The following is a 24,133-nucleotide window of genomic DNA, read 5'->3' as shown; positions in this document are numbered from 1 at the left end:
CTCAGCTCTCCTTGACGGCGATCTGCTCGACCGTGTTGGCGACGTGCTCGAAGGCGTCGACCGCCTCCTCCAGCAGGTCGACCACGGTCTTGAACTTCATCACCGTCAGCGCGTCGAACTCGCCGCTGAACAGCTTCGCGATGAGCCGGCGGTGGACCGCGTCACCGGTGTTCTCCAACCGGTTGATCTCGATCCAGTACTCCGCCAGGTCCTTCATGGTCCGCAGCTTGGGCATGTTCTCTGCGGTCAGCTGGGCGGCCCGCTGCAGCACCTCGATCTGCTCGGCCACCTCTTCCGGCAGCTTCTCCAGGTTGAACAGGTGGACGGCGTCGACGGCCTCCTCCATGAAGTCCATGACGTCGTCGAGGTCGGAGGCCAGCCGGTAGATGTCCTCGCGGTCGAACGGCGTGACGAAGGTGGAGTTGACTCGGCGGATGATCGAGTGGGTCGTCTCGTCAGCCGCATGCTCCGCGTCCTTCATCTGGGCAGCGATCTGGTGGCTGGACGAGAGCCCGGTCCCCGCCGTACTGCCGAGCAATTCCGCCAGGATCCGCGATCCCTCGACGAGGTGGTTCGCGGACTCGGTGAAAAGGTCGTAGAACGTCGGGTCGTTCGGACGCAGACGTAACGGCACTTCAAGCTCCGGATGAACGAGGGACAAACCGTGAACATGCTAGGGGGAACCAGCGGTTGACGCGGCATCCGCCCCGATCAACGTAGCGCGTCGGGGTGAACCGCGTTTCCGCGGCGCACGGCTGGTAACCGATCGGTTTCAGCGTGTGATCACGGCGTACAGGTCGAAGAGCCCGACCACGAGCACCAGACCGGCCGCGACCCGGAGCACGTTCTGGTGGCCCAGAGCATGGACCGCACCTCCCTTGGTACGGCGGTAGACGGCGCTCACCGCCGCCCAGCAGGCCATCGACAGCACGAGAACAACGATCCCGAGACCGGTCCGGACGTCCGACGAGCCGTGGCCGGAGGCAAGCAGCAGGACGCCGTTGGCAACCAGTCCGAGTGCCGTACGCCGCCACGCGAGCAGGGTCCGCTCCGGCTGGCGGCCTGGATCCGGTGTGCTCATCGCCACATTCACCGCCAGAGCGAGAACAGCAGGCCGATCAGGCCGACCACGGCGATCGTTGCTCCGAGCATCAACGGCAACTTGGTCACGGGGAGTGCGCCGCCGCGACGGATCGCGGTCAGGTTGAGCTGCCAGCGCCGGAACGCTCCTGCGGTCGTGACGATTCCGGCGATCACCAGGACGATGCCGATGATCCGGGCCGGCCAGCGGTCCGGCCCGAGATCGAGGAACTGGACCGCGGACAGTCCGCCGGCGTAACAGGCGAGGGAGGTCCGTAGGTACGCCAGGTAGGTGCGTTCGTTTGCCAGGGTGAAGCGGTAGTCGGGCTCGTCTTCCGTCATCCGCAGCTCACCAGGCCGTGGTCCTGTTTCAGTATCAGCACACGGCGCACGCTACTCGTCAGCTGCGCAGCGAAGGACTCGTCCTGCTCGGCCTTGGCAACCAGCGCCGACACCATCTCCGCGGTCAGCCCGGCCTTGGCGTTGATGACAATGTCGCCTCCGGCCGCCACGAACCGCGTGGCGCGGTCACCGGCCGGAACCGCGGCGACCTCCGCCGCGGCGCCGACGTCGTCGGTGATCACGACTCCACGCCAGCCGAGATCGCCGCGCACCATGCCCTGGATGACGGTCGGCGAGAACACCGCGCGGTTCTTCGGATCGATCTTCGTGTACGTCACGGTCGAGATCATCACCATCGACGTACCGGCCTTGATCCCGTCCGCGAACGGCTGCAGGCCGGCGTCGCCGCGGACGGTGACGTTGTCGACGACCCCGGAGGAGAAGTCGGTGTTGCCGCGCACGCGCCCGAGTCCCGGGAAGTGCTTGACCGACGTCGCGATGCCGGCGTTGCGCATGCCCTGGACGAACGCTTCTACTCCCTGACCGGCCTCCTCGGGCGTGTCGCCGTACTCACGGTCCAACTGGCCGATCGGTGCGTTCTGCGACTTGAGCGAGCTGGGTACGACGTCGGCGACCGGCGCGAGGTCGACGTTGACGCCGGCCTCCTTGAGCTGACTGCCCCAGTGCTCGGCCTGTGCGGTGAGCTTGGAGCTCGACCAGGCGCCCTGCACCGTGGCCGCCGGGATGCGGTCGAACCCGGAGCCCTTGAGGCGCTGGATCTGGCCGCCCTCCTGGTCCGCGGCAATCAGTGGGCGGACGCCCTTCACCGTCGCCGCCGTGTTCACCGCGGCCATCGCCGTACGGGTGTGCGAGAGGCTGCCGCCGGTGCCGATCAAGAACACGCTGCCGGACTTCTCCTGCCGTACGACGGCACGCTGGGCCGACGTCATACCGGTGGAGTTGATCCCGGTCATGATCAGCTGTGCGGCCTTCTCCCGCAGGGTCAGGGCCTGCAGCTTCTGGTCGACGCAGCCCGCCGCGCTGGACGGCGGTTTCGAGGTCGGCGGCTCGGTCGGAGTCGCTGTGTCGCTGGGCGTGCCGCTGGGTGTGCCGCTGGGTGTGTCTCTGGGTGTGGTTGCCGGAGAGCTCGGGCCGGTCACCGAGATCGAGGACGACGGCGCTGTGCTCGGCCCGGCGGTCGGGGAACCACTGTCACCACAGCCGGTCGCGGCGAGGGCAGTCAGCGCGATCAGCGTGACCGGACGCCTCATCTCAGTTTCGCTCCCACGCCGCGCGGTCGATGGTGTCACCGGAATGCCGGGCCAGTGTCGCGCAGACGTCGTACAGGTGCTCGACCTGCTCGGGGCTGAGCGCGTCGAAGATCGCCTTGCGGACCTCCTCGACATGACCGGGTGCCGTGTCGACCAGCTTCTGCCGGCCGATCTCGGTGAGGATCGCGACCTGGCCACGGCGGTCGGACTCGATGCCCTCGCGCTTCACCCAGCCGTTCTGCTCGAGCCGGTTGACCGCGTGCGAGAGCCGGCTGCGGGAGCCCTGCGTGGCGACCGCGAGTTCACTCATCCGCAGCCGGTTGGCAGGTGCCTCGGACAGCCGGACGAGAATCTCGTAGTACGTGTGCGGAATTCCGGCGTCGCGCTGCAGTTGCTGCTCGATCCGGCTGCTCACTACGCGCTGCGCCGCGATGTACGCACGCCAGGCCTGCGCCTCTGTCTGGTCCAGCCACCGGGGTTCCGCCATCCACGCAGCGTACTGGTTCACCGAGCCGGATCAGCAGTACGGCGGCCGCACACACCAGCATGCCGGCGACGGCGAGCGCGCCGATCGTCTCGTGGAACAGCAGGAACGCGAACACCATCGTGGTCGGCGGCACCAGATAGAGCAGCGAACTGATGCGCGTGGCGCCGGAGAGCTTGAGGTTGACCAGGTACAGCCCCCAGCCGCCGCCGGTTGCCAACAGCACCAGCCAGAGCACCGCCCCGTAGAAGCCCGGCTGCTCAGGCACGGTCAGTCGCTGGGTCCACGCGGCCAATGCGGTGAAGAGGACTGCTGACACGAGGCTCTGGATCGTCAGCGCGTCCAGCGAGTTCGTCGCCGGCTTTCGATGGCGATCCAGGCAGGTCCCCGCGACCAGGCCGAGCAGACCGCCGATCGGGACCAGGAAGAGGAGCGGTGAACCGTGGCCCGCACCGAGGTCGTCGGCCACGACCAGACCGACGCCGAGCAGACCGAGGAGCAGTCCCAGCCATTGGCGCCCGCTGACCCGTTCCCCGAGCAGCGGCCCCGCGACGGTCGCGATCAGGATCGGCTGGAGCGATCCGATGAGTGCGGTGACGCCGGCCGTGATGCCGTGCTCGATTCCGGTGAAGATCAGGCCCAGGTAGACGAACTGGGTGAGGACCGCCATCCACACCTGGCTCACGAGGTCCCGGCGGGAGATCCGCGGCCGCCGGACCGCCAGCACCGCGGCGGCGATCGCGCCCGCGACCAGGAACCGCCAGGCGAGCAGGTCGAACGCGTTCGTGTACTGCGTCCCCCAGCGCGCGCCGATGAAGCCGCAGCTCCAGAACACGACGAACCCGGTCCCGGCAGCCAGCGTGAGCGCCCTGTGCGTGGTCATGGAAGACGGTAACCATACCGGTCGGTATACTGTCAGTATGCTCGACCACCAGGTGAGACTGATCGTGGACCGCGAGGACCGCGCGGCGCCCCGGCTGACCCCGGCCGGCGAGCGCATCCTGGCGGCCGCGTCGACGCTGTTCTACGAGCAGGGGATCCGGACCGTCGGAGTCGATGCGATCGCCGCGGCCGCGGACGTGACGAAGAAGACGTTGTACGACCGTTTCGGGTCGAAGGATCGGCTGATCGCGGCGTACCTGGAGGAGCGGGACCGCGCCTGGCACCGGTTCCTGGACGAACAACTCGCCGCGCGGAATCCGGCCACGCCCGAGGCGGTGATCCTGGTGCTGTTCGCCGCGCTGACGGACTGGCTGGCCGGATCGCGCAACGGGTGCGGATTCATCAACGCGAGCGTGGAGCTGGCCGCGCCGGACCATCCGGCGATGCCGGTGATCGTCGGCCAGAAGCGATGGATGCGGTCCGAGTTCGAGGCGCAGGCGAAGGCCGCGGGACTCGCGGACGCGGGTGAGCTGGCCGATCGGCTGCTGTTGCTTCACGAGGGCGCGCTGGTCAGCTACCGGGTCGCGGCGATGACCTCGGCGCCCGAGGTCGCGGCTCGCGCGGCCGCCGATCTGCTGGCCGGGTGGCCTCGGGTCTAGGTGTTGTCCGGCTAGGTGTTGTCCGGCTAGGTGTTGTCCGGCTAGGTGTTGTCCGGCTAGGTGTTGCTCCGCCTGGTGATGGTCAGACCGACGAGGCGGGACACGACCATGGCGACGTACGCGAGGCCGGCGAGCTGTTCGAGCATCACGACCGAGCGTCCCCAGGACGTGATCGGGACGATGTCGCTCAGTCCGGTGCTCGACAGCGTGGTGAAACTCAGGAACAGCAGTTCCATCCAGGTGCGATCGTTGGCTGGGTCAACGGCTGCGGTGAAGCTGCCTGGGACGAGGACCTGGACGAACACGTACAGGTAGGCGAAACCCCAAGCCACCAAGGTGAACGTGGCACCAGTCGCGAAGAGTTCGTCGACGCTGACCTCGTGGTCGGAGAGCATGTAGCGGAGCAGGCAGTACGCCGCGTAGAAGTAGAACGCCGCGTGCAGGGCGCCGGAGATCGCGACGACCGGTTCGGTCGGGTTGAACGCGTCGAGCAACGACAGCGCCACCGCCGGGAGGCCCAGGCAGACGCTGACCCAGGTGATTCCTGGGGTCGCGCGGACGGAGAAGACCGCGAGTACCAGTACGACGATGCCGAGGATCTCGAACGCGACACGGCCGGAGCGTGATCCTTCCATCGCCGGATACACGAGTACGCCGAGCAGTTGCACCACGAGCAGCACCGCGGATGGGTTCCGCCTGGCGTGGCCAAACACGCTGGTCATGCCTGCTCCCGGGAGGCGATGATCGCTGCGCGGCGGGCCAGCCGGTGACTCCGGCGGATCTCGGCCTCGCGCAACCGCCGGCGGTCCTCGTCCGTCTCCGGAACCGCCTGCGGCACCTGCCGCGGCTTCCCGTCCTCGCCGACCGCCACGAACACCAGGTACGCCGACGCCACGTGCACCTGCGGACCGACAGCGTCCCACCGATCCGCGGTGATCCGTACGCCGACCTCCATCGAGCTCCGCCCGGTCCAGTTCACCTGCGCGCTGAAGTGCACGACATCACCGACCCGTACCGGGACCAGGAACACCATCTCGTCCATCGACGCGGTGACCGCGGCCCCGCCGGAGTGCCGCGCCGCGACCACACCGGCCACCGAGTCGACCAGCGTCATGATCACACCGCCGTGCACAGTGCCGAGCAGGTTCGTCTCGTTCTGCGCGGTGATATGCGACAACGACAACCGCGTCTCCGAGATCGGCCGCGACAACAGGCTGCTGGTCATACAACTCCTCGACTAACTCCAACTGAACCTGCCGCAGCGTAACCCGCCCACAAAGCTCGCCCGCCCCAAACCACGACGACCGGTTATCCCCTCGCGTGAACCCGCAACGCGAGGGGATAACCGGCGTTTGTGTCCGATCCGTGGATGGTGGTTTGCGGAACAAATGTGCCAGCCGGTGACGAAAATGTTCCGGGAAGCGTGCGTCCGGGGTCGGGCGCGTGAGGCCGAGTAAAGGTGACTTGGGGAGGATCCTGTCCCGATTCGGGGAAACAATCCTCCCCAGATCCGGCGCCTGGGCGCCTGGCCGGCGAGCAAGGGGCAGCAGGACATACGTCGCGGCGGGCCGTGCGGTGAGCTGGCCGCGCCTGACCACGACCACCCACGGATCAGGTCACAAGAGCCGGACAACCCGTCGTCTGCTCGACGGTCGGTCGCGGACCGGCGGGACGACGGCGGCGAGTGGGGACAGGGGCTGGTGACTGGGGACAGGCAATAGCAGGTTCCGACCCACCATTACCTGTCCCATGACCACGGATTCGGCTGATCACCGCCCATCCATCGGACAGGAGCCGGATCACCGGGTCTTCTTGCCTGCGGCGCGACGCCCACTTGTCCACAGGGCTGGATTGGTGTGCTCGGCGACGGCTCGATCCTCGTACTTTCTCTGCCGACAAGGAGGACCGACGATGCCCATCGACACCACCGAACATGCCCAAGGCAACAACTCCCCGCACTCCAGCTGTCCCGACCTGGTGCTGCCGCCGCTGTCCAGGCGGCAGGCCGATCGGCTCGTGCACCTCGCGTTGCGGACGGCGGCCGACCTCGGCCTCGCCGTCAGCTACCAGGGCGGCGCGGCGCTCGTGCCCACCGACAGATCCGCCGACAACCCGGTGCTCGGACTCAGCAACCTCGCGCGCATTCTCGCCCACTTCGACGAGGACCGCTGGCCGGTGCTGATCGAGGAACACTTCCGCCAACTCCTGGAGCAGCTTCGCCAAGGACCACCGAAACCACCGGACGATCCCGAGCGCGAGCTGATCCAACGGCTCGTCCCTCGCGACGCGCTGCCGCCCGACTGGACAGCCGACCGCCCCGATTTCCTTCCCGGCCTGATCTCCGTCCCGTGCGCGGAGGCCGACGGCATCGTGACCATGTACCTGGAGCCGGCCGACCTGAACCTCACCTGGTCGGACGCCGAACGCTTCGGCCTCGCCAACCTCCGCCGCCTCGAGGACCAGGTCGAGTACGTCGATCACGACGACCTGCGCATCGCCTTCGTCTCCGGGACCGCCTTCGCGGCCTCTCGTGCGCTGGTCCTCGACACCGTCCTGCGTGAGTCTTTGCACATCGAGCACGCACCCCATGGTGTGCTCGCTGCGGTCCCGGCCCGGGACACGCTGCTGCTCCACGTGATCGAGGGCCTGACCGTCATCCCGGCGCTCGGCGTCCTGTTGAACGTCGCCGCCCGCTGCTACGCCCGTGATCCCGGCCCGCTGTCACCGGAGGTCTATCTGGTGACCCCCGACTTCACCTGGCACCCTGCCACGACTGCCCTACCCGACCACACGCCACTGCGGCTGTCCCCAGAGCTCGAGACACTCACCAAACTGCTCGCGACCCGGGAGGCAACCTGAGTCCCGCCGGATGACAGCTGCCCGGAGCAACTATCAGGAACCAGGAGCCCTATTCACCAGGAGGTGTGAAATGCCCAGGCCAGTCGGAGTAGCGGATGCGGGTGATCGAGCGGACCTCGCCGATCGTGGACCACTCGTCCTTGCCGAGCCGGGCGAGGGGGCGCAGGCGCCGGACGTCGGGGTGGTCGCCGTCCAGGACGGCGGCGTCGATCGCGAGGTGCCGGACCTGACCGATGACGAGGGTGCAGTCGCCGAGTTCGAGGCTGGTGTGCAGCGTGCACTCGATCGCCACCGGCGACTCCGCGACCCGCGGTACGGCGACCGTCCGGGACGGCTCGGTCGTCACCCCGATCGCCTCGAACTCGGAGACCTCCGCGGGGAAGTTCGTCCCGGAGGCGTTCACCTGTTCGTAGAGCGGCTCGGCGGCGAAGTTCACCACGAACTCGCCGGTCGCCTCGACGTTGTTCAGGCTGTCCTTGCGCCCCACCGAGGTGAACTGCACCATCGGCGGCTGCACGGACGAGACGGTGAAGAACGAGTGCGGCGCCAGGTTCAGCACGCCGTCGGCGGATCGGCTCGACACCCACGCGATCGGGCGCGGCACGACCACGGAGTTCAGCAGCGCATAGAACTCCCGCCGCCCGACGGTCTCCGGATTCACATCGACACGCACGCCCGCAGTACATCAAACTCGGTTGATGCCGCCGTACCCCGCCTCGCGGATCCGGGCGGCGGTTCGCGCGGACGACGGAGATGTGGATTGGCTGCGGAGCTCGACTTCCTGGACCAGGTGGCTGCTGTGGCGCGCCGTCACGGCGTCGGCCCCGGTGAGCTGAAGGAGGTCGCCGGCGGGGTGGCCAACCGGGGCTTCGTGCTCGGGGACGAACTGTTCCTGCGGGTGTGCCGTCCCGGGTACGAGGCCGATCTGCTGAAGGAGACGCGCGTCGTGCCGGCTGCTCGGTCCGTCGGGGTGCTGACACCCGCGATCGTGGAGTACGACGACAGCCGCAGCCTGATCGCGGCGCCGTACGCGGTGATGGAGCGAGTACACGGCACCGAGCCCACCGAACTCCCCACCGCCCTCGCCGAACAACTAGCCCGCCTCCACCAACTCAAACAGGCCCCAAGATCCACACCAAACCGCGCGAAGCCGGCCGGCGCAGAGTCCGCCAACGCGGAATCCGCCGGCGCAGAGTCGCGCGGCGCGGAGTCGAGCCGCGCGGAGTCGGGCGGCGCAGAGCCCGTCGGCGCAGAGTCGAGCCACGCGGAGTCAGGCCACGCGGAGTCAGGCTGCGCGGAGTCGGGCGGCGCGGAGTCGCGCGGCGCAGAGTCCGCCAACGCGGAACCCGCCGGCGCAGGGTCGCGCGGCGTGGAATCGAGCGGCGCGGAGTCGAGCGGCGCCGAGCCCGTCGGCGCGGAGTCGAGCCACGCGGCGTCGGGCTGCGCGGGGTCGGGCTGTGCAGAGTCGGGCGGGGCGGGGGGTGGACTGGTGGGGGTGGGGCTCTTGGGGGTGGTTGAGGATGGGTGGGGGGATCCGTGGCGGACGATCGACGAGCTTGCTGAGCGCGGGTACGTCGATCCGGGGACAGCGAGTTGGCTAACCGGGTGGTTCACGCGGCTGGCGGAGCACATCGACGGGAGCCGGCCGAATGTGCTGATCCACGGAGATGTTGCCGCTCACAACCTTCTCGCCGGTCCGGACGGAGACCTCCGCGCGCTCATCGACTGGGGCGACGCAGCCTGGGCGCCACCGGCCATGGACTTCGCGAAGCTCCCGTTGACCCAGGTCGCCGCGCTCCTCCCGGACTATCTCCGACACGCCCACTCACCAGAGTCCGAGGAGGAGTTCGCCGCAGCCGTCCTCTGGTTCCACCTCTTCTGGGCCCTCGCCAAACTCCCCGCCGCCCCTTGGCCCGGCCAACGCCACTGGACCGCGCCCACCACCAGCCGCTTGCTCAACATCCTGCACTTCTTCACCACCTCTCCCCCGGCGCCCTGGTCAGGACTCACGTAGGGCAACGGCTGTGACCAGCAGGTGGAAGCAAGTTCAGCCGTCTCGGCCCTGCCAGGTGGTCACACAGGCTTCGTTCCCCTCCAGGTCGGCAAGCACCCAGAACGCGGGGGCACGCGTCGCGGATACAAGCCGGCCCCCGGCCGCCAGTGCGGTCTCGATGCGCCGCGGTGCCTCGTCGTGCGGAACACAGATGTCGAAGTGGATGCGATTGCGCTGCGGGCGCGGCTCGTCCATCTGCTGGAACCAGATGGCCGGGCCCTGCCCGACCGGGTCGACGAGCGGATCCTCCGGTCCCTCGGCACCCGCCTCACCGGTGTAGCCCAGCACTGCCTTCCAGAACGGCCGAATCCCGGCGATGTCCAGGGCATCGATAGCGATCTCCAGAAGCTGGACGGATCGCGGTGCCGCCGTTCCGATTTCGGGTTCCGTCAGAAACCCGGACCTGTCCGCGGTGGCGGAGATCCGACGTGCGAGTTCGACATCCCGGGTGGTGACCGCTGCGTGCTGCAACGACTGCAGAGTGAACACGACCCGATCGGGGCGGGCATCGACCCGAAGGTGCCCGTCGGCGTCGTCGCCGCACACCGCGACAGCGTCCGCGGCCAAGCCGATCGCCCGAGCCAACGACCCGACCGGGACCGAGGTTCGCAAAGTGCCCAGCAAGAAGCGCCACCCAGAATCCTGGATCGCCTCCGACGCTTCCGGCCGACTCAATATCTGTTCCATAGCCGCATCCTTGCAGCCTCCGCCGTCAGCCCGCCGGCCGCTCCTTCTCAAACGGTCGCGACCAGTCAGAAGGCGGGGTTCTTGGTATCAGTGATGCGGTTTCTGCTTGAAAACAAGGGGGTTTGCACTTGTTGTGACATGAGGCAGACTGGGGTTCCGTGACTGACTACGAGGCGGCTGCGAGCCGGTACGACGACCAGATGACCTACCGGCGGACGGGCCGGAGTGGACTGCAACTCCCGGCGATCTCGCTCGGGCTGTGGCACAACTTCGGCGACGACAAGCCGTTCACGACGCAGCGGGACATCCTGCGGCGGGCGTTCGACCTCGGCGTCACGCACTTCGACCTGGCGAACAACTACGGCCCGCCGTACGGGTCGGCCGAGACCAACTTCGGGACGCACTTCGCGCGGGACTTCAAGCGGTACCGCGACGAGCTGATCATCTCGACCAAGGCCGGGTACGACATGTGGCCGGGGCCGTACGGTCAGGGCGGCGGCTCGCGGAAGTACCTGCTCGCCTCGCTCGACCAGTCGCTGAGCCGGATGGGCCTGGACTACGTCGACATCTTCTACTCACACCGGTTCGACCCGGACACACCGCTCGAGGAAACGATGGGCGCGCTCGACGCCGCCGTCCGCACGGGCAAGGCGCTGTACGCCGGCATCTCGTCGTACTCGGCCGACCGGACCCGGGAGGCGGCGAGGATCCTGCAGGAGCTCGGTACGCCGCTGCTCATCCACCAGCCGTCGTACTCGATGCTGAACCGGTGGATCGAGGAGGACCTGCTGGACGCCGTCGGTGAGCTCGGGGTCGGCGTGATCGCGTTCTCGCCGCTGGCGCAGGGCGTGCTCACCGACCGGTACCTGGGCGGCATCCCGTCCGACTCGCGCGCGGCGCAGGGCAAGTCCCTCAACCCGGACTCGCTGACCGAGGAAACGCTCAAGCACGTCCGCGCGCTGAGCGAGATCGCCAAGGAGCGCGGTCAGTCCGTCGCCCAGCTCGCGCTCGCGTGGACCCTCCGCGACGACCGCGTCACCAGCGCGCTGATCGGCGCCTCCAGCGTCGCGCAGCTCGAGGACAACCTCGCCACGGTCCGCAACCTCACGTTCAGCCAGGAAGAGCTCGACGCCATCGACAAGGACGCCGTCGAGGCCGGTATCAACCTCTGGAAGCGGAGCTCCGACGCCTGAGCCGTCGTACCAGCATCATCCCCAGTACTGCCACCAGCACGGCCGCCCCACCAAGACCGGCTGGACGCCAGTACGACGAAGCGCCCGTGGCAGCTTTGGTTGCCACGGGCGGTTCGTTGGCCGCCGCCGAAGGTCTCGCAGCCGCAGCCTGAACCGCAGTCAGGGTCACGTCGTTGCCGTCGCCACCTCGGTAGGTGACGGCGTACCTTTTCCCGCCCACCGTCACCGCCGTGCCTTCGGCCAATCCCGCGAAGGCACCGGTCACAGGGTCCGAGCCGGCATTGTCGATCAGAGTGATCTGAGAACCCGCGCCAATCCCCGCCCTGGCCAACTGCAGGGCCCCGGCAAGTGACACCGCGCCGGCGACCTTCACCGGCTTCCCACTGGCGATCAACCGGCCACCTGAGCTCTGCGCGAAATCCCCATTCACGGTGAACGAACCACCGAGCACGCCGGTGTTCACCAGCTTGCCGCCCTGGAAATCACCTGCGAGCGTTGACTTTCCTGCCAGCGTCACGACCGCCCGCCTGCCGGACGTGATCGCCGTACCGGCGACCGTTGTGAGATTGCGAAGCGTCTGGTCTCCGGCTGTGGTCAGGTCCAGCCGAGCCCCGGCGCGGGTGAGCGCGACGGCGCTGCTCGAGCGCAAGGTCCCGGCGGTCAGAACCAGAGTGCCTCGGGAGATCCTGGTCGCGCCTGTGTAGGTCATGTGACCGGTCAGCTGGGTCGTGGCAGCGCCGGCCTGGGTGAACGAACCGCTTCCGCTGATCTTCGACAGTGAGATCGTCTCCCGGGAGTTCCCCACGATCAGTGAACCGTCGTTGACGACCTTGAACAGCTCAGCCTTCGTCAGCAGGCTTCCGTCGCCCTGCGCACCACCGAGCCGGAGTACGGCGCCGCGTTCGATCGTCGTCGAGCCGTCGTAGTACTGGTTCGCCGCGAAGGTCACATCGTTGCCCGGCACACCCTTGATCACGATGTCGCCTGCACCCGGCGCCTTGAGCGTGTCGTGGAAGACACCCCCGCCGATCGGCGCACCCAGCGTCACCGGGCCGTCGTACGCGAAGGTGAGCTTCGAACGGGACCGCGCCGCCAGCAGGTTGATGTAGACCGTGTCCGCCGTACCCGGCATGAAGATCTGATGAGTCGTACCGTCGCCCCATTGCACGTCGGCGCCCTTGATGTTGGTCCCGCGCTTGTTGCGATCGTGCGGGACCTTCCGCCAGTTGAGCGCCGGGTCGCTCAGCGACGGGTCGGTGTCGCCGCCTCGGTCGGAGTAGCTGTACTGACCGGTGAGCACGACCTTGCTCCCTGGGCGCGACTGCACGTTGATGTCGCTGCCGTACTCACGCTGGTAGAACTTCTGCCGCAGTACGACGGTCTGGTCCAACGGAGTGTCGATCGTCCAGGTCCCCTGGTTGAGGATCGCGCGAGCGTTGGGCAGTGCGACCGCGGACTCAGGCTTGCCGGCCGCCATCCCGGTCCCGTTGTCGATCACTCCCGAGAACGGCTGAGTGCCGGCGAGATCGAGCGTGCCCCACAGGAAGCGGGGCTGGGTGACCAGGCCGGAGCCGCTGATCGTGCCGAGATTGAAGGTCCGGGTCAGCGAGAGCCGGAGAGTGCCGTTCACCTCGACGTTGTCCTGGTTGAGCTGGTAGCCGGGCGTGTTGTACGGGAACCGCCCGATCAGCCCGGCGCCGCCGCCGTTCCCGTACTGAAGGGTGGCACCGCGATCGACGATCACCGACGGTGGATCCGGGGTGCGGACGACGACGTACGGGTGATTGCCGCCCAGGATGCTGACGCTCTGCCGCTGACGAGTTTTGGGCAGCGTGAAGTCGCTGTCCTTGGTGAGGACGAGGGTGCCGTGTCCGGTGATCCGCAGCGTGCCCTCGCCGCTGATCACTCCGCCGTACGTCGTCGTTCCGGGCGGAAGCGTGACGACGGCGTCGCCGCTGAGCGTGACATTGCGTCCAGCCAGGATGTCAGGCGTGATGTCGCCGGCCGACGCGGCGGATCCGGGGTACAGGAGTGTGGCCAGCAGGAGCGGGGTCGCGAGCACCGGGTCAACCTACGCGAACCGGAACCTGGACGGGGTGGCTCACGGATTGCGGACGGGTCGGTTACGGAGCGCGGTGGGACGGTTGCGGATCGGGTGGGATGGGCACACGCTGGAAGGAGACCTTCTGGAGGTGGTTGCCATGACCGCTTCGACGCTCGAAATGGCCCTGACCTACGAACACGCCCGGATTCGGGAGCTGGCCGAGCCGGCTCATCACCGCGACGCTGCGCACCCTGAGCACCGGCATCAGACGGACTGGTTCTACGCGATCGCTGCCCAGCATCTGGCCGCGGCGGAGGACGTACTCCTCCCGCATGTCCGTAAGCTGCCCGACGGGGACGACCTGGTCACCAGGTACGTCGGGAACGCGAAGGAACTGGAACGCTCGCTGCGCTTCCTCAAAGGACGGCAGTACGGCGACAGCCGCTTCGTGGATCTTCACCACCGCGACCTGTGGCAGCAGATCGACCGGCTGCTCGACGAGCACGAGACCATGGAAGCGACGTACAGCCGGCAGATCTCGGAGCAGCTCGACGACCCGGACGTGAACACGCTGACCGAGGACCTGCTGGAGGCGGAGGAGGTGGCGCCGACCCGGGCGCACCCGTACTCACCGCACACCGGCATGACCGGTCGGCTGGCGCACCGTATGTGGCGGATGGCGGACACCGCTTGGGACAGTGCCGAAGGACGCGTGGTGCCGACCAAGTACCACGCGCACCCGAAGCGTGACTCCGCGCTCTCCCACTACCTCTACGGCACCCCGATGCCGGAGGAGGAAGAACCCCGCTAGACGACAGAGGCCCGGCCCCGGCGGATGCCTCCGCCGAGGCCGGGCCCGGTCTGCCGGCTCTCACTGCGCCTGGTTGTGGGAGCCGGCGTGCGGGTCCCGTCGCCGCTGCGCCTGGTGTGCGGATCCGGGGCCCTGCGTCCTCCCCCGCTGCGCCTGGTGTGCGGGGGAGGACGGTCTGTGAGCTAGGTCACCGCAACATCTACCGGTACCCAGCACGTAGTCATTTGAGGCTGTCGATCGCCTTCTTCGCGCCGGGGTGCAGGGGCACCGGGTCGGTCTTGTCGGCGTTCTCGAGCTTGATGCCCTTGGCGGCCGCGTTCACCGCGACCAGCGCATCCATGTTGTCGTAGACAACCTTCGTGAGCTGCTCCGCGAGCTCGTCCTTCATGTCCTTGCGGACCAGCAGCACGTTCGGCACGATGATCGTCGCCACGTCGGCCGGCTGCTTGTACGTCGCTGCCGGGATCGGTGCCTGGGAGTAGATCGAGCCGTACTTCTCCTGCATCTTCGGCAGCAGATCCGCGATCGGCAAGAGCTTGACGCCCTTGCCCATGCTGGTGAACAGGTCGGTGATGCCGCCGGTCGGCAGTCCACCGGACCAGACCAGAGCGTCGATCGACCCGGACTTCATCGCGTCCACCGACTCCGGCAGCCCGAGCCGCTGCGCGGTGACGTCACTGGCCGGGTTGAGGCCGGCCGCCTCGATCAGCCGGCGGGCGATCACCTCGGTGCCGGAGTTCGGCGAACCGGTGGAGACCCGCTTGCCCTTCAGGTCCGCGATCGAGTTGATTCCCGCGGACGTCCGTACGGCGACCTGCGTGTAGTTGTTGTACAGCCGGGTGAGCGCGACCACGTCCTGCTTGGTCTTGAAGCTGTTCACGCCGTTCACCGCGTCCGCCGCGGAGTCACCGAGCGAGAACGCGATGTCGTAGTTCCCGCCGACCAGGCCCTGGATGTTCTGCACCGAGGCGCCGGTCTCGCTGGCCGTCGCGCGGTAGCCGGACATCTTCTGCGAGATCACCGAGGCCAGCGCACCACCGAGCTGGTAGTACACCCCCGTCGTGTTGCCGGTGGCAATCGTCAGCCGGCCGCCGGATCCCGTTCCGGAGCCGGACGGTTCCCGCTGACCGCCACAGGCCGCCAGCGACACCACGGCGACCAGTGCCACAGCAACAGTTCGGAGTCTCATGAGGCAAGGGTTCCTTCCTCGGCAGAGGTCTGGCGTTGCCGCCGGACCAGATTGATGACGACGGCAACAAGTAGCAAACAGATTCCGGCCGTGATGGTTACGGGCGCGAGGTAGAGCAGCAGTGCGGCGGCCGGTACGCAGATCGCCCGCTCGAGCCAGGTCGCCCGGACGAACACCCAGCCGCCGGTCACGACGGCGAGCGCTGCAACGGCCAGCATCGACACCACCGTGGTCCACACCATGCCGACGAACGAGCCCTGCCCGAGCAGATGCGCGCCGTTGTCGGTGAGCACGAACGCGAACGGCACCAGGAACGCCGGCAGCGTGTACTTCCACGCCTGCCACATGGTCGGTATCACCTTGCCGCCGGTGATCGCGGAGGTCGCCACCGCGGCCAGCGCGGTCGGCGGCGACACCTCGGACAGTACGGCGTAGTAGAAGATGAACATGTACGCCTCGGGCCGCGTCACGCCGAGGTTGATCAGCGCCGGCGCGATGATCACCGCCGCGATGATGAACGAGGCGGTCACCGGCACCGCGAGTCCGAGGATCAGGACGGCGAACCCGGACAGCAGCACGGTCAGGATCAGCACCACCGTGTGGTTGTCGGTCAGCCCGCGCGCCGCGTCGACGATGATCTCCGCCAGGTTCAGTCCGAGACCGGTCTGCGTGGTGACCGCGACGATCACGCCCGCGGTCGCGCAGGTCGCCGCCACCGGCAGCACCGAACGGGTGCCCTGGGCAAGCGCCTTGAACAGCGGCTTCCCGGTCAACCGGTGCTCACGGTCCAGGAACGACAACCCGAACTGGATGATCACCGCGTAGACCACGGCCTTGAACGGCGGTACGTCGACCGCCATGAAGGCGATGATCACGAACAACGACAGGAAGTGGTACCCGAACCGCAGCAGCAATCGCAGCGCGGAGTCCTGAGAGGTCTCCGCCGCCGACGTCTTGTGCTTGCGGGCGTCGATCTCGATCGCGAGCAGGATGCCCAGGTAGTACAGCAGGGTCGGGATCACGGCGAACCCGAGGACCTTCAGGTACGAGACCTGCAGGAACTCCGCGATGATGAACGCGGCCGCACCGAGGGTGGGCGGGGACAGGATCGCGCCGATCCCTGACGCGGCGAGCATTCCGCCTGCCGGTTCGGCCGGGTACCCGGCCCGGCGCAGGATCGGCCAGGACACGGTGCCGAGCGACACCGCGGTCGCCGTACCGGAGCCCGAGACGGTGCCGAGCAGGAAGCCTGCCATCGTGACCGTGCGGCCGGGCGCCGTCCGGCTGCGTTTGAAGACGGCGAACGACAGGTCGATGAAGAACTTGCCCGCACCCGAGTAGTCGAGCACCGCGCCGTAGATGGTGAAGAGCACGATGTACGACGCGGCGACCGTCAACGGCGTCCCGTAGAACCCCGCCGTACCCATCGTGAACTGCGCGATGATCGCGTCGAAGTTGAAGCCCTGGTGGGACAGCGACCAGGTGTAGGGCAGGTAGCCGCCGTAGTACGCGTAGGCGATGAAGACCAGGCTGAACGCCGGAAGCACCCAGCCAGTCGTACGACGGCACGCTTCGAGCAACAGGATCAGCAACACAGCCCCGGCCGCCACGTCCAGCGCGGAAGGAGCCTGCCGGCGCTCGAGGTACCCGTCGAAATCGAAGAGCGGATAGACACACACGGCCAGCGCGACGATGGCCAGGATCCAGTCCGCCATGCCCGGGTCGTCGTGCGAGCGCGCCTTGAACGGATTGATGAACGCAGGCACCCGAAAACCGCGGTAACACAGCAACGTGATCGGCAGAATCGCTGCGAGAAAGATCACCAGGTAGAACTGCGTGCCCTGTGGTAATGGAGCGAACACCTGCACGAGCACGCCGACGCTGATGATTGCGCACCAGACCGAAATCACCCGGTCCAGGGCAGGCCGAAGCCGCCGAGCGGGCCGTTCCTGCTCGTACTCGGCCAGTTCTTCCTCAGAGGGCACGGTCACTCCACCCCCGCTGCCAACACCGACAGTCATCTACCGGTTCCCTCCTGTGTCCGGAAGGCTAATGTTGCCGAACACTGCGTGGAGTCGCGTGATTACGTCTTTACCAAGATCTGACACATCGGGCCGTGACCTGGCCTACGATCACCGCATGAGTGGCGCGGTCCGGATTCTGCTGGTCGAGGACGATCTCGATATCGCCAATGCCCTGATACCCGCATTGCGGCGGTACGGCCTGATGGTGACGCATGTCCGCACGGCCGCGGACGCCTTGGCGGCGGATCCCGGCGACCTGGTGCTGCTGGACCTCGGGCTGCCGGACGGGGACGGTATCAACGTGTGCCGGCAGATCCGGACGGTGTCCGACGTGCCGGTGATCGCGGTGACCGCGCGCGGCGAGGCGGCCGACCGGGTGCGCGGCCTGCGCAGCGGCGCCGACGACTACGTGGTGAAACCGTTCGCGATTTCCGAGCTGCTGGCCCGCATCGATGCTGTACTTCGTCGTACCGGCCTCCTGCAGCCCCGCCCCCGGGTGACCGTCGGCGACCTGACCGTGGACATCGAGGCCCGGACGGTTCAGGTGGCGGACAAGCCCATCAGTCTGACCCGCAAGGAGTTCGACGTGCTCGCAGTGCTGGCCGCGCACCACGGCCGGGTGGTTCCCCGTGAACAGGTCGCGCTGTACGCCTGGCAGTCGGTCTTCGAGGCGTCGTCGCGCACCATGGACGTGCACGTCGCCAGCCTGCGCGCAAAGCTCGGCCGGCCCGAACTGGTGCAGACCATCCGCGGCGTCGGCTACCGCCTCGGTTCGGACTGACCGTTGCGCCGTCGACTGCTGCAGTCCCTCGTCCCGATGGTCGTCGCCCTGGCGATCGTCGCCGTGATCCCGCTGGCGAACTTCATCGCCACGAGCAACTCACGCACGCTCTTCCTGTCCCGCAGCAACGACGCGGACTGGTTCGCCGCGATGGCCGAGTCCCCGTTGCAGACCGGCGACATCGCGAACCTGCGTGAGCTCGCGGTCCGGTACCAGGAGCTCTACGACACCCCGGTCTTCGTCGTCGACGTCGACTCCCGCGTCGTCGCCACGTCGGTGTCCGGTGTGGACGTGAAGGAAGAAGACATCGCGACCGCCCTGCACAGCACGCTGGCGGGCCGTCTCCCACCCGAGCCGCCGGCGCTGTGGCCGTGGGCCGCCGGCGAGATGATCGTGTCCCGCCCGGTCGTCAACAACGGCAGCGTGCTCGGCGCCGCCGTGCTGCGGGTGCCGACGGACAAGGCCCGTGACCAGGTGCAGCGCGGCCTGCTGCTGCTCCTCGGCGGCCTGCTGATCAGCATCGGCGCGATCATCATCGGTATCGTCCGGCCGATCACCCGCTGGGTGCTGCGGCCGCTGCAGGACCTCGACAACGCCACCCACCAGATCACCCGCGGCGCGCTCGACACCCGGGTCTCGACCGACGGTCGTGCACCGGAGCTCCGCCGGCTGGGCGACAGCTTCAACTCGATGGCGCTGAGCCTGCACCAGGCCCGGCAGCGTGAGCGCGAGTTCGTCGCCGACGCGTCGCACCAGCTGCGGACGCCGCTGACGTCGGCCCGGATCCACATCGAGGGCCTGTCCCGGCTTTCGCCGACCGCGCGGTTCGCGCTCAGCGACATCGACCGGCTCGGCCGGATCGTCCAGCGGCTGTCCCGGCTGGCCGGCTCCGACCGCCCGTCGGCGGATGCCGAGGGCAACGAAGAGCCGCTGGACCTGGCCCAGGCGGTGAAGGAGCGGCTGGTCGGCTGGAAGGCCGTGTACTCCGCCGACGACCTGGAGCTGATCATCGGCGAGATGGTCCCGGGCGGGGTCGCGCCGGAGCTCGAGGTCGACGACATCCTCGACGTACTGCTCGACAATGCGTCGAAGTACGGCGCGCCACCGGTGGAGGTCTCGGTCACCCGGGACGGCACCGAGGTGGTGCTGTCGGTGCGCGACCACGGCCTGGGGCTCGGATCGCGGGACCTGAAGAAGGTCGGCGAGCGGTTCTGGCGCAGCGCGCACCACCGGGAGATGCCGGGTACCGGTCTCGGCCTGGCGATCGTGCGCTCCGAGGCGGCCAGGGTCGGCGGCCGTGTGGTAGCCCGGCCGCCGATCGGCGGCGGCCTCGTGATCGAGGTCCGCGTCCCGCTGATCGACGACTACGACGCCTGAGCAGTACCGCTCCAGTACCGCTCAGATGTGATTCTGGCGGTACCAGCGCTCCGCGGCGGGATGCAGCGGGACGGGCATGGTCGCGATCGCCGAGCGGGGGTCCAGCGCGCCGGCCTCGGGGTGGCCGCCGGTCCCCGGGCTGGCTCCGGGTGACGGGGTGCCCTTGATCAGGTCGTTCTGCCGGCGGAACAGGGTATTGAGCGTCCACCACGCCCACGAGTCCGACAGGTTCTGCTTCGCGATCAGGTAGTTCGGGACCGCCAGCGTCGGCACCGAGCTGGCCAGCCCGTACTGCGACGGCGGGATCGCGGACACCAGGAAACCGCCGAACTCCTTCAGTGCGATCGACTCCGCGACCGCGCTGATGTCCAGCAGCCGGAACCCGATGGTCCCTTGCAGCTTGGCGATCGGATCGGTCGGGACGCCACCGCTCCAGAAGAACGCGTCGATCGAACCCCTGGTGGCGGTGCCGCGGGGTTGCACCGCTGCCACCATCTCCTCGAGGGTCAGGTTCTTCCGGATCACGTCGACCTTGTTCGGGTCCAGCTCCGGGTTCTTCTGGATCAGCTCGGCCTTGGCCCTGTTCAGGATCATGTTCGCGACGATCTCGGTCCCGGAGTCCTTCGGACCGACGCCGACGACCATCTTCCGGTTCGGGTCGGCCTTGCTCGGGAACAGGTCGTCGAGCTTCGACGCCTTCGATGCCATCGGTACGACGACGTGCACGTAGTTGTCGTAGACGCGGGCGAGCGCGGTGAACCGCAGCGGGCCGGTGCTGAAGTCACCGGTGCCCTCGTACGCCGCGAGCGCGGAGTCCGACGTACAGAATCCGAGGTCGGCCTTGCGGCCTGCCACCTTGTTCAGGTTGTCCACCGACCCGTCGCTGACGATCGGCTTCAGCTCCATGCCGGTGACCTCGCTGACCAGTGCGCACAGCGCCGTCCCGAACTTGTTGTAGACGCCGTTCAGGTTCCCGGTCGAGAACACCGCGGCCTCCGACGGCGCCGGTTCGTCCGCGCGGCCGCGCGAGCAGCCGGGCAGCAGCAGTCCGGACGCCGCGGCGGCACCGAGGCCGAGCACGCTGCGCCGCGTCAGACCGGTCGGCCGGGAGGGGGACAGCAGGCGGGGGCGATCCATGCAGGACAACCTAGACAACAATGAGGCCTCGGGGGTAGCCGTGTCGGCGCCCTGCAATCCAACCGCTACTCACAGAGATTCACACAGCAAGTGACAAACTGCGTCTGGACGCATCCGGGGTCGGTGTGACAGCGTTGTCATCGGTGCGGCCCGGTCGGCCGCGTGAGGATCCTTTCCCGGAGGCTGATTTCGTGCACGACGACCGTCAACTCATCGAGGAGCGGCTGAAGCGCGCCCTGCGGGAGCGGCTCCGCCCCGCGATCTACGGCGCGGCGGTCCCGCTGGACATCGAGGTGTGGCACGCACCCGGTGAGCCGGTGTCCCCCGCCGAGGCGCTGGCCCAGACCTACGAGCCGGCCGAGATCGGGCTGCCGTGGGGTCCCGCCTGGGGCACCGCGTGGTTCAAGTTCAGCGGTCAGGTGCCGGCCGAGTGGGCCGGCAGCGAGATCGAGGCGGTCATCGACCTCGGCTTCAGCGGCGGCCCCGGCTTCTCCGCGGAGGGCCTGGTGCACACCACCTCCGGCCGGCCGCTGAAGGGCCTGCACCCGCGGCAGACCTACGCCCCGCTGTCGATCCTCGGCCCGGACGGTACGGCGGCATCGCCGGGCGACCGGATCGAGTTCTACGTCGAGGGTGCCGCCAACCCGGAGATCCCGCTCGACAACGCCTACGCGAAGGTCGACATCGGCGCCAAGCTCGGTGAGACTCCGATCTACCAGCTCACCCGCGCCGACCTGGCCGTGTTCAACGCCGAGGTGTGGGACCTGATCCTGGACCTCGAGGCGCTCGACAGCCTGCAGCGTGAGCTGTCGCTGCAGGACCCGCGCCGCAAGGAGATCCTGCGGGCGCTCAGCCGTTCGCTGGACGCGCTCGACTACGAGAACGTGGCCGGCACCGCCGCGGACGCCCGCGCCCAGCTGACCGACGTCCTGAGCCGGCCGGCGCACGCGAGCGCGCACCAGCTGTCCGCGGTCGGGCACGCGCACATCGACTCCGCCTGGCTCTGGCCGCTCCGGGAGACCCGCCGCAAGGTGGCCCGGACGGTGTCCAACGTCGCCACCCTGGCCGAGGAGTACCCGGAGCTGGTCTTCGCGTTCTCGCAGGCCCAGCAGCACGCCTGGGTGAAGGACAACTACCCGGAGGTCTGGGAGCGGCTCAAGAAGGCCGTTGCCGAGGGCACCATCGTTCCGGTGGGCGGCATGTGGGTCGAGTCCGACACCAACCTGCCCGGCAGCGAGGCGCTGGCCCGGCAGTTCGTACACGGCAAGCGGTTCTTCCTGGACGAGTACGGGATCGACACCCAGGAGGTCTGGCTGCCGGACTCGTTCGGCTACACCGCGGCGCTGCCGCAGCTGGTGAAGCTGTCCGGATCGAAGTGGTTCCTGACCCAGAAGATCTCCTGGAACAAGGAGAACAAGTTCCCGCACCACACCTTCTGGTGGGAGGGCCTCGACGGGACCCGGGTGTTCACCCACTTCCCGCCGATCGACACCTACAACTCGGACCTGTCCGGCCGTGAGCTCGCGCACGCGCAGCGGAACTTCCAGGAGAACGGCGCCGCGACCCGGTCGCTGGTTCCGTTCGGGTACGGCGACGGCGGTGGCGGCCCCACCCGCGAGTTCGTCGCGACCGCGCGCCGGGTGGCGAACCTGGAGTCCTCGCCGAAGGTGACCATCGAGTCGCCGACCGAGTTCTTCGCCGCCGCCGAGGACGAGTACCGCGAGCATGCTCCGGTCTGGTCCGGTGAGCTCTACCTGGAGATCCACCGGGCGACGTACACGTCGCAGGCGAAGACCAAGCAGGGCAACCGGCGCAGCGAGCACCTGCTCCGCGAGGCCGAGCTGTGGAGCACGGCGGCCGTCGTCGCGGGCAAGCTCGACACGTACCCGTACGAGGACCTCGACCGGCTGTGGAAGGTCGCGCTGCTGCACCAGTTCCACGACATCCTGCCGGGCTCGTCGATCTCGTGGGTGCACCGCGAGGCGGAGGCGACGTACGCGCGGGTCGCCGAGGAGCTGAACGCGATCATCGCCAAGGCGCAGCAGGCGCTGGCCGGCGAGGGCTCCGCGCAGATCGTCTTCAACGCCGCGCCCCACACGCGCAATGGCGTGGCCGGGCTCGGTGCGGGTATCGCGGCCGGCGAAGGCCAGGCCGTCACGGTCGAGAACGGCGTACTGGACAACGGCGTCATCCGGGTCACGATCGACGAGCGTGGGCTGATCACCTCGCTGTACGACCTCGAGGAGCACCGCGAGGTCATCGCGCCGGGTGCCGTGGGCAACCTTCTGCAGCTGCACGTGGACACCCCGAACCACTGGGACGCGTGGGACGTCGACTCGTTCTACAAGAACAACGTCCGGGACGTCACCGAGGTCGACAGCGTCGACTTCAGCACCGTCGACGGCGTCGCGACCGTGGTCGTGAAGCGGTCCTTCAACCGGTCCACGGTGACCCAGACGCTGCGGGTCCGCCCGGGCGTGAAGCGGGTCGACATCGAGACCGAGATGGACTGGCACGAGGCGGAGAAGTTCCTCAAGGCGGCGTACCCGGTCGACGTGCACGCGGACCGCTCGGCGTCCGAGACGCAGTTCGGGCACATCTTCCGGCCGACCCACCAGAACACCTCGTGGGACGCGGCGAAGTTCGAGATCGCGGCGCACCGCTGGGTGCACGTCGGCGAGCCGGGGTACGGCGTCGCCGTGGTCAACGACTCGACATACGGCCACGACATCAACCGGACCGCGCGGGAGGACGGCGGTACGACGACCACCATCCGCACCTCGCTGATCCGGGCGCCGCGGTTCCCCGACCCGAAGACCGACCAGGGCGTGCACACCGTGAACCACGCGCTGGTGGTCGGCGCCGGGATCCCGGAGGCGATCAAGGAGGGCTACTGGATCAACCTCCCCGAACGCGTCGTCACCGGCGCCGAAGGCGTCGGTCCGATCCTTGCCGTGGACAACGACAACGTGATCGTCGAGGCGCTCAAGCTGGCCGACGACGAGTCCGGCGACGTGGTCGTCCGGCTCTACGAGTCCAGCGGCGGTCGCTCCCGTGCCACCGTCACGCCGTCCTTCGCGGCGGCGTCGGTGACCGAGGTCGACCTGCTCGAGCGACACCTCGCGGACCGGGACCTGAAGGACAACGGAGTCACCTTCGAACTCCGTCCCTTCCAGATCCTCACCCTCCGCTTCAAGCGCTCCTGACACAGCACCCCTGAAGGCCCGCCCGAACCCCCTCGGGCGGGCCTTCGTCTTTCC

22 protein-coding genes are annotated in these 24,133 nt (G+C 68.3%); 8 read left to right on the top strand and 14 right to left on the bottom strand.

From position 1 onward, the window contains the following. Position 1 precedes the first annotated feature (1 nt). The 6 genes from EV647_RS15155 to EV647_RS15130 form a co-directional block, all read right to left on the bottom strand. A complete protein-coding gene (locus EV647_RS15155; protein WP_133787172.1) occupies positions 2 to 634 on the bottom strand; it encodes a DUF47 domain-containing protein in 633 nt (210 codons plus the stop codon). Between the two features lie 138 nt (positions 635 to 772). Next, positions 773 to 1,081, bottom strand: coding sequence for a DUF202 domain-containing protein (locus EV647_RS15150; RefSeq protein WP_134003189.1), 309 nt, complete (start codon positions 1,079 to 1,081; stop codon positions 773 to 775). Between the two features lie 8 nt (positions 1,082 to 1,089). Then, a complete protein-coding gene (locus tag EV647_RS15145) occupies positions 1,090 to 1,422 on the bottom strand; it encodes a YidH family protein (RefSeq protein WP_134003187.1) in 333 nt (110 codons plus the stop codon). Then, complete coding sequence (locus tag EV647_RS15140) at positions 1,419 to 2,693, bottom strand: glycoside hydrolase family 3 N-terminal domain-containing protein (RefSeq protein ID WP_134003185.1); 1,275 nt, start codon at positions 2,691 to 2,693, stop codon at positions 1,419 to 1,421. The genes EV647_RS15145 and EV647_RS15140 overlap by 4 nt, the downstream gene beginning before the upstream one ends. Before the next feature lies 1 nt (position 2,694). Then, on the bottom strand, positions 2,695 to 3,108 hold the full coding sequence (locus tag EV647_RS42005; protein WP_238177223.1) for a MarR family winged helix-turn-helix transcriptional regulator: 414 nt from the start codon (positions 3,106 to 3,108) through the stop codon (positions 2,695 to 2,697). Continuing rightward, positions 2,996 to 4,060, bottom strand: a complete 1,065-nt coding sequence (locus tag EV647_RS15130; protein ID WP_166680335.1) for a DMT family transporter — start codon at positions 4,058 to 4,060, stop codon at positions 2,996 to 2,998. The genes EV647_RS42005 and EV647_RS15130 overlap by 113 nt, the downstream gene beginning before the upstream one ends. 52 nt (positions 4,061 to 4,112) lie before the next feature. Here EV647_RS15130 and EV647_RS15125 point away from each other — a divergent pair, with 52 nt between their 5' ends. Continuing rightward, entirely contained in the window at positions 4,113 to 4,718 is a 606-nt protein-coding gene (locus tag EV647_RS15125; protein ID WP_238177222.1) for a TetR/AcrR family transcriptional regulator, read from the top strand. Positions 4,719 to 4,774: 56 nt separating this feature from the next. Here the strand turns inward: EV647_RS15125 and EV647_RS15120 are convergent, their stop codons facing one another. Both EV647_RS15120 and EV647_RS15115 read right to left on the bottom strand, forming a co-directional pair. Continuing rightward, on the bottom strand, positions 4,775 to 5,440 hold the full coding sequence (locus tag EV647_RS15120) for a potassium channel family protein (RefSeq protein WP_134003177.1): 666 nt from the start codon (positions 5,438 to 5,440) through the stop codon (positions 4,775 to 4,777). Then, positions 5,437 to 5,943, bottom strand: a complete 507-nt coding sequence (locus tag EV647_RS15115) for an acyl-CoA thioesterase (RefSeq protein ID WP_134003175.1) — start codon at positions 5,941 to 5,943, stop codon at positions 5,437 to 5,439. Before EV647_RS15115 ends, EV647_RS15120 begins: the two co-directional genes overlap by 4 nt. Positions 5,944 to 6,629: 686 nt before the next feature. Between EV647_RS15115 and EV647_RS15110 the strand changes: the two genes are divergently transcribed. Next, positions 6,630 to 7,577 carry a hypothetical protein gene (locus tag EV647_RS15110; protein WP_134003173.1) on the top strand — a complete coding sequence of 316 codons (948 nt, stop codon included), beginning with the start codon at positions 6,630 to 6,632 and terminating at the stop codon, positions 7,575 to 7,577. Positions 7,578 to 7,626: 49 nt separating this feature from the next. Here EV647_RS15110 and EV647_RS15105 read toward each other — a convergent pair whose 3' ends face one another. Then, the gene (locus tag EV647_RS15105; protein ID WP_134003171.1) at positions 7,627 to 8,250 is read right to left on the bottom strand and encodes a flavin reductase family protein; all 624 of its coding nucleotides are present in this window, start codon (positions 8,248 to 8,250) and stop codon (positions 7,627 to 7,629) included. 87 nt (positions 8,251 to 8,337) lie between these two features. On the opposite strand from EV647_RS15105, the gene EV647_RS15100 reads away from it, so the two are divergent. Beyond that, a complete protein-coding gene (locus tag EV647_RS15100; RefSeq protein ID WP_166680334.1) occupies positions 8,338 to 9,591 on the top strand; it encodes an aminoglycoside phosphotransferase family protein in 1,254 nt (417 codons plus the stop codon). 33 nt (positions 9,592 to 9,624) lie between these two features. Here EV647_RS15100 and EV647_RS15095 read toward each other — a convergent pair whose 3' ends face one another. Then, the gene (locus EV647_RS15095) at positions 9,625 to 10,317 is read right to left on the bottom strand and encodes a VOC family protein (RefSeq protein ID WP_134003167.1); all 693 of its coding nucleotides are present in this window, start codon (positions 10,315 to 10,317) and stop codon (positions 9,625 to 9,627) included. A 158-nt stretch (positions 10,318 to 10,475) separates the two neighbouring features. Here EV647_RS15095 and mgrA point away from each other — a divergent pair, with 158 nt between their 5' ends. After that, complete coding sequence (mgrA, locus tag EV647_RS15090; protein ID WP_134003166.1) at positions 10,476 to 11,510, top strand: L-glyceraldehyde 3-phosphate reductase; 1,035 nt, start codon at positions 10,476 to 10,478, stop codon at positions 11,508 to 11,510. Here the strand turns inward: mgrA and EV647_RS15085 are convergent. Then, entirely contained in the window at positions 11,479 to 13,572 is a 2,094-nt protein-coding gene (locus EV647_RS15085; RefSeq protein ID WP_134003163.1) for an autotransporter-associated beta strand repeat-containing protein, read from the bottom strand. The two genes, mgrA and EV647_RS15085, sit on opposite strands and share 32 nt — an antisense overlap. Positions 13,573 to 13,711: 139 nt before the next feature. Between EV647_RS15085 and EV647_RS15080 the strand changes: the two genes are divergently transcribed. Then, complete coding sequence (locus EV647_RS15080) at positions 13,712 to 14,365, top strand: hypothetical protein (RefSeq protein WP_134003161.1); 654 nt, start codon at positions 13,712 to 13,714, stop codon at positions 14,363 to 14,365. A 220-nt stretch (positions 14,366 to 14,585) separates the two neighbouring features. On the opposite strand, the gene EV647_RS15075 is transcribed toward EV647_RS15080, so the two are convergent. Together EV647_RS15075 and EV647_RS15070 are read right to left on the bottom strand one after the other, a co-directional pair. Further along, entirely contained in the window at positions 14,586 to 15,554 is a 969-nt protein-coding gene (locus tag EV647_RS15075) for a TAXI family TRAP transporter solute-binding subunit (protein ID WP_134003159.1), read from the bottom strand. Then, a complete protein-coding gene (locus EV647_RS15070; protein WP_238177221.1) occupies positions 15,551 to 17,539 on the bottom strand; it encodes a TRAP transporter fused permease subunit in 1,989 nt (662 codons plus the stop codon). Before EV647_RS15070 ends, EV647_RS15075 begins: the two co-directional genes overlap by 4 nt. Positions 17,540 to 17,693: 154 nt before the next feature. On the opposite strand from EV647_RS15070, the gene EV647_RS15065 reads away from it, so the two are divergent. Further along, positions 17,694 to 18,359, top strand: coding sequence for a response regulator transcription factor (locus EV647_RS15065; RefSeq protein ID WP_012918592.1), 666 nt, complete (start codon positions 17,694 to 17,696; stop codon positions 18,357 to 18,359). A 3-nt stretch (positions 18,360 to 18,362) separates the two neighbouring features. Further along, the gene (locus tag EV647_RS15060) at positions 18,363 to 19,736 is read left to right on the top strand and encodes a HAMP domain-containing sensor histidine kinase (RefSeq protein WP_238175481.1); all 1,374 of its coding nucleotides are present in this window, start codon (positions 18,363 to 18,365) and stop codon (positions 19,734 to 19,736) included. Positions 19,737 to 19,757: 21 nt separating this feature from the next. Here EV647_RS15060 and EV647_RS15055 read toward each other — a convergent pair whose 3' ends face one another. Then, on the bottom strand, positions 19,758 to 20,873 hold the full coding sequence (locus EV647_RS15055; RefSeq protein ID WP_134003155.1) for a TAXI family TRAP transporter solute-binding subunit: 1,116 nt from the start codon (positions 20,871 to 20,873) through the stop codon (positions 19,758 to 19,760). 191 nt (positions 20,874 to 21,064) lie between these two features. On the opposite strand from EV647_RS15055, the gene EV647_RS15050 reads away from it, so the two are divergent. Continuing rightward, positions 21,065 to 24,079 (top strand): glycoside hydrolase family 38 C-terminal domain-containing protein, encoded by a 3,015-nt coding sequence (locus tag EV647_RS15050; RefSeq protein ID WP_134003153.1) that lies wholly within the window; start codon positions 21,065 to 21,067, stop codon positions 24,077 to 24,079. Positions 24,080 to 24,133 lie beyond the last annotated feature (54 nt).

The organism is Kribbella sp. VKM Ac-2566, assembly GCF_004366005.1.
In the GTDB taxonomy this organism is placed as follows: domain Bacteria; phylum Actinomycetota; class Actinomycetes; order Propionibacteriales; family Kribbellaceae; genus Kribbella; species Kribbella pratensis.
Note: the sequence above shows the minus strand (reverse complement) of the source record. Positions and strands in the feature narration are given on the sequence as shown.

Coding starts and splice junctions, on each gene's coding strand:
- EV647_RS15095 (WP_134003167.1), bottom strand. CDS start 10,317: ATGGAACAGATATTGAGTCGGCCGGAAGCGTCGGAGGCGATCCAGGAT.
- EV647_RS15115 (WP_134003175.1), bottom strand. CDS start 5,943: ATGACCAGCAGCCTGTTGTCGCGGCCGATCTCGGAGACGCGGTTGTCG.
- EV647_RS15055 (WP_134003155.1), bottom strand. CDS start 20,873: ATGGATCGCCCCCGCCTGCTGTCCCCCTCCCGGCCGACCGGTCTGACG.
- EV647_RS15120 (WP_134003177.1), bottom strand. CDS start 5,440: ATGACCAGCGTGTTTGGCCACGCCAGGCGGAACCCATCCGCGGTGCTG.
- EV647_RS15140 (WP_134003185.1), bottom strand. CDS start 2,693: ATGAGGCGTCCGGTCACGCTGATCGCGCTGACTGCCCTCGCCGCGACC.
- EV647_RS15130 (WP_166680335.1), bottom strand. CDS start 4,060: ATGACCACGCACAGGGCGCTCACGCTGGCTGCCGGGACCGGGTTCGTC.
- EV647_RS15145 (WP_134003187.1), bottom strand. CDS start 1,422: ATGACGGAAGACGAGCCCGACTACCGCTTCACCCTGGCAAACGAACGC.
- EV647_RS15075 (WP_134003159.1), bottom strand. CDS start 15,554: ATGAGACTCCGAACTGTTGCTGTGGCACTGGTCGCCGTGGTGTCGCTG.
- EV647_RS15065 (WP_012918592.1), top strand. CDS start 17,694: ATGAGTGGCGCGGTCCGGATTCTGCTGGTCGAGGACGATCTCGATATC.
- EV647_RS15150 (WP_134003189.1), bottom strand. CDS start 1,081: ATGAGCACACCGGATCCAGGCCGCCAGCCGGAGCGGACCCTGCTCGCG.
- EV647_RS15110 (WP_134003173.1), top strand. CDS start 6,630: ATGCCCATCGACACCACCGAACATGCCCAAGGCAACAACTCCCCGCAC.
- EV647_RS15080 (WP_134003161.1), top strand. CDS start 13,712: ATGACCGCTTCGACGCTCGAAATGGCCCTGACCTACGAACACGCCCGG.